Below are 3,050 nucleotides of genomic sequence, written 5' to 3'. Positions count from 1 at the left end.
AAAGAGAAAGAGGCCGAGGCTAAGGCAGATCAAGAGGCAGCTACTAAGGCGCAACAGGATCTAGCCCCCGCCGAGAGTGCTCTCGATAAGTTGTCAGAAGATAAAACATGGCTTGAGCAGCAAATTACTGATGCCCCTTTGCAGGCTCCACCCTCTCAAGGTATTAATTTACCTAAATGGGTCTGGCCTGTTGGTAATTGCAAGCCGTTCCCCGTTACTTTCGAGGTTTCAAACCTTTCAGCTACTGCAAATGATGGCGGTGCTTTTTGTCGAAATTATAACGAGGTTTATCACCCTCTTATATATTGGTTTATATATATGCTCCTTTCCCTTTACTTATTTAATCTTTGGAATAAAACAATACTTCAAGTTGTTGGGGGTCGTTAATTATGAAAATCTTAATTGGTTTGTTAATCGAGCGCCTCGGCTCATTCTTTGCGAAAATAGTTGGTTTGATGTCAAAGAAGGCCGCCGTTCTCGCTTTGATTGGTGCCATGTCAATCATGGTTGTTACTTTTACAACTGCTTTATCCGGTATTTTGGAAAATGTTACTACTGGCATAAATCAGCCTCTTGTTGTTTTTGGTCTGTCCTTATTGCCACGTAATACCCCTGATGTTATTGCAATGATTGGCGTTGCCCGTTCTGCTCAATGGCTCTTTGTCTGGCAGATGACCGTTGCCCGTTCTGCCTATGATGCGAAATAACGTAACCGTTACCGTAATTCAGGAGGTTTCATGAAAGCGCCGTATTTCGTCACTGGCCCCGTTGGGGCTGGTAAGTCCGTAACAATGGTCTCTATCATGGTCGGTTACCTCAATGAGGGCCGCCCTGTGGCGACAAACATTGATGTCTACCCCGAACATATGCCGCTCAATGAGAAGGGAAAACAAACCCCGATCATCAGATTGCCGGAGGAGCCCCGTTCGTCAGACCTTGAGAACCTCGGCTTTGCCTATGAGCGCCCCAAGAAAACCGCGCTCCGGTCAGACCAAGAGCAGATCTATGATGAATCGAAAAACGGTTGCTTGGCGCTCGATGAAACCGCCTTCTTCATGAATACCCGCGATTGGAACAACCCAGACCGCGCCCAGTTGATTAAGTGGCTCCGTCTCGTTCGTAAACGCGGCTGGAATGCTTTCCTCGGTGTGCAGGATATCGAGTCAATCGACAAACAGATCGTCAACGCCCTGTGCCGTACTATCTGCTGGTGCTACAGCTCCGACACCATGTTCAGTTCGTCCATGGGGGCCAAGGGCTTTCTTGTCTATCCCCTTATCTGGATTGCCCGCCTCGTTATCAAGTTCGGCCTGCGCGTTCCCCGCGTCCATGTGGCCTCCTATTTCAAGGGCAAGAGCAAAGCCACCGGTAGCCCCTGCGGCACCAAGTACACATGGGGCCAATGGCTCTATAAGGCTTATGACACTGCTCAAGAGTTTGACGATGGCAAAGAGCTGTTTGATTTTCCGGTACGAGATTCAAACGGTCGGATCAAATGCCGGATCAAGCTCGGCAATGGCGATTACAAAGACGCCTATCTCCATCCTGACGCCATAGACGCAACGCCCGACTGTGAACGCTACACAGAGCCCCGCTTTGTCGATATGCGGGCCTGTTACAGCATCCTGCCAGCCAAATACATTCATCAGTGGTATGGAGACAAACCCGTGCAAAAATCCAAGTCATCCGGCGCTGTTGCATCATCCAGGTCAACCCCGCCCGTCTATCAATTCCGATTCCCGATCACCAATCCGTTGCAGATCCCCCGCTGGGCCATCATGCGGTTTGCCGACCATGTTGCCCGCCGCCAGAATATCCCCATGATCCTTGTTTTGCTCCGGTGGGGCATTGTCAACCATGCTACAGCCATGCGCCATCCCGAGTTCGGCAAGGTCGTTCGCCGTAACTACTGGCTGCGCAAGTATGGCCTTAAAGCCCGCCTCAACTACTACGGGCAGCTCACCCTTACCCGCTCTCTCCAATACCATCAGGGTTACACTCTGACCCCTTCTGTTTGACCCCTGATAAAGTATGTGAAGGGCGCGCGCGCCTCACCCCTCCCCCTCCAGATGCAAGCTGTAGGGGGCGCGGTTGGGTCGAGTGAGCGCCTTTTTCTTTTGCAGTTATCCACGGCTCGGAACCCCTTATCCATCAGGCAGTCCCCGGGTCTCCCCAACGGGGAGATGTCCCCGCTGTTGGGGGCCTTCGCCTTGGAACAAGGCGCGTATAGCCTCCCGATAACCACCGGAGTCCAAGTTTCCGCCCTGCGGCCGTAGGCCGCCCTGAGCGAAGCGAAGGCAAGAAACAACTACCCCGAGTGGGCATGGGGAGGCCCTACGCCCTGAAAAACAAAAACAAAGAGAGCTGATTTAACCTGCGGACTGTGGCCCTGACTGCGGGGGCAAGGGGGGCTCGCCTGTGGAGAAGGGGGGCCGAGCGGTGGGTAACTGCGGGTGCTTGCGAGACACTGCCGCGCCCCCGCCCAAAGCTTGCATTGTTATGACCGGACATCGTACCGTGTGCGTTCCTGCACATACCTCGGCCAGTTCTTCAATTTCCAAACAGGCGGGGTTTTCTAACACTGCGTCACCGTAATAATTATGTTAAATAGCCTTATCCGGCTTGGCCTAGTCAAACGCTAAATCGCGGGGGCCCCACTCGTGGGGTTCCGATTTAGTGATTGACTACCCCACGAAATATACCCTTGAGCAGGGGATTGGGGGGATCACTTCGCCCCCAATCCCTTAATAAACCTTCTTTTCACTCTGTCAGCGTTCTGAGGTCGGCAAACGCCTTAGCGCCGCACTCACTTTCAGCGCCTTTAGGTCTTCTGACCCGAATGATTCGATGATTTCTAGCCGCTGCCTGGACAAATAGGTGCCAGCAGGGGTGATTAAATGATGACCGGACATCCTCCACCCGTCCCAATATCGGGTGAAGACGGTAGGCAACTCCCGTCCTGTTGCCATCCGCATAACCCTCTTACACACGTCAGGGATCTTTTTTCCTTCGTCCCATAGCGTGACCTCTGTCACAGAAACAAAACAAAG

At 52.5% G+C, this 3,050-nt stretch carries 4 protein-coding genes; 3 read left to right on the top strand and 1 reads right to left on the bottom strand.

The window, feature by feature from the left end; translation table 11 throughout:
* From BN1115_RS22520 to BN1115_RS21240, 3 genes are all read left to right on the top strand, one after another.
* A partial coding sequence (locus BN1115_RS22520; RefSeq protein WP_167335547.1) for a hypothetical protein occupies positions 1-387 on the top strand: 387 nt, incomplete at its 5' end.
* 2 nt (positions 388-389) lie between these two features.
* Positions 390-707 (top strand): hypothetical protein, encoded by a 318-nt coding sequence (locus tag BN1115_RS22155; protein WP_128821760.1) that lies wholly within the window; start codon positions 390-392, stop codon positions 705-707.
* Between the two features lie 30 nt (positions 708-737).
* Positions 738-2,018 carry a zonular occludens toxin domain-containing protein gene (locus BN1115_RS21240; protein WP_050070486.1) on the top strand — a complete coding sequence of 427 codons (1,281 nt, stop codon included), beginning with the start codon at positions 738-740 and terminating at the stop codon, positions 2,016-2,018.
* Positions 2,019-2,768: 750 nt separating this feature from the next.
* Here BN1115_RS21240 and BN1115_RS04380 read toward each other — a convergent pair.
* Positions 2,769-3,050, bottom strand: a 282-nt coding sequence (locus BN1115_RS04380; protein WP_042656231.1) for a DUF3653 domain-containing protein, incomplete at its 5' end; no start/stop codon positions are given.

The sequence above is a fragment of the Aeromonas allosaccharophila genome (assembly GCF_000819685.1).
In the GTDB taxonomy this organism is placed as follows: Bacteria; Pseudomonadota; Gammaproteobacteria; order Enterobacterales; family Aeromonadaceae; genus Aeromonas; species Aeromonas allosaccharophila.
This window is presented reverse-complemented; position numbering and strand designations above follow the sequence as displayed.

Excerpts from the sequence above, each read along its gene's own strand:
- BN1115_RS22155 (WP_128821760.1), top strand. The coding sequence starts at position 390 with ATGAAAATCTTAATTGGTTTGTTAATCGAGCGCCTCGGCTCATTCTTT.
- BN1115_RS21240 (WP_050070486.1), top strand. The coding sequence starts at position 738 with ATGAAAGCGCCGTATTTCGTCACTGGCCCCGTTGGGGCTGGTAAGTCC.